This is a genomic window from Candidatus Bathyarchaeota archaeon, assembly GCA_026014725.1.
Classification (GTDB): Archaea; Thermoproteota; Bathyarchaeia; order Bathyarchaeales; family Bathycorpusculaceae; genus Bathycorpusculum.
The window spans coordinates 1-1,029 of record JAOZHV010000003.1; the positions used below are offsets into that span (position 1 = coordinate 1).

Genomic DNA, 1,029 nt, shown 5'->3' on the forward strand with positions numbered 1-1,029 from the left:
GCAATAGCCTTAGCGAAAAAGGCACTGCTCAAGCCCTTGAACGAAGCCAACGCCGACCCAGAAATCGCCCGCCTAGAACAAGAACTTCTGGAAGCAACAAACATGACAGGCATAGGACCCATGGGACTAGGCGGAAAAACCACGGTACTAGGCGTTCACATAGACTACGCGCACAGGCATCCAGCATCGTTTCCAGCAGCCATTGCCTTCAACTGCTGGGCTGCGCGACGCGCTTCTGCAAGAATCACTGTTGACGGCACAGTAGAATACTTAACGCACAAAAAGCCACCTCGCATTGAACCGTGATTTTGCAGCGCGTTTTTTGTTCGCTCTTTCCGAGAATCAACCGTTTCATAATGCTTGCTTCTTGGTTGTTTTTGTTCGAAAATATTCTTTCACAAGTTTTATAGTTACATGGAGACAAAAGAAGTAGATTTAATTATGGTCTGAGTCGGCATCGGCATCTGAAAGACTGGCAAAGTTCTGAGGGCTTTCTGTGGTGAGGAAACCAGTGAGCAGCAGAGAGCAAATGAGAACCAAGATATACGCGTATACTCTTTTCAAAGATGTCGCCTACCTCCTTGATTCTGTTTTCGGAACATGCCTGTTTGTGTCATTTTTCAACCGTCCTCAGCGGCATTACTGGTAGCGAAATTGCCTGAATGCGCTCTCCTTTAAGGCGTGGGCAAATGTATTATTATGTATTGTGATTTACGATTACAGATTTCAAAACCCAAAACAAAATCTCCCACGCAAAGATTGAGACTGCCAATACCAGTGTGCTCCATCAGTCTCTGATATATTGGTTTTTTCAAAATCTTCCTTTTATCCCTGCGGCAACATAATTCAAGCATCGACTCCAGCAAATCATGAGAGGAAACAACATGAAACTCTACTACTGCGAAAACTGCAAACACGCAATGCTGGAAACGCGACAAGCCCTACGCCACAGGCTGCGTCACCTAACCCACAAAATAAAACACGCAGAATACGAAGGAACATAACGCAACCGCCCTCCGCACCATATGC

1 protein-coding gene is annotated in these 1,029 nt (G+C 45.8%); it reads left to right on the top strand.

The window, feature by feature from the left end:
• Positions 1-306, top strand: a 306-nt coding sequence (locus tag NWE95_00605; protein MCW4002401.1) for a fumarate hydratase, incomplete at its 5' end; no start/stop codon positions are given.
• Positions 307-1,029: the final 723 nt, after the last annotated feature.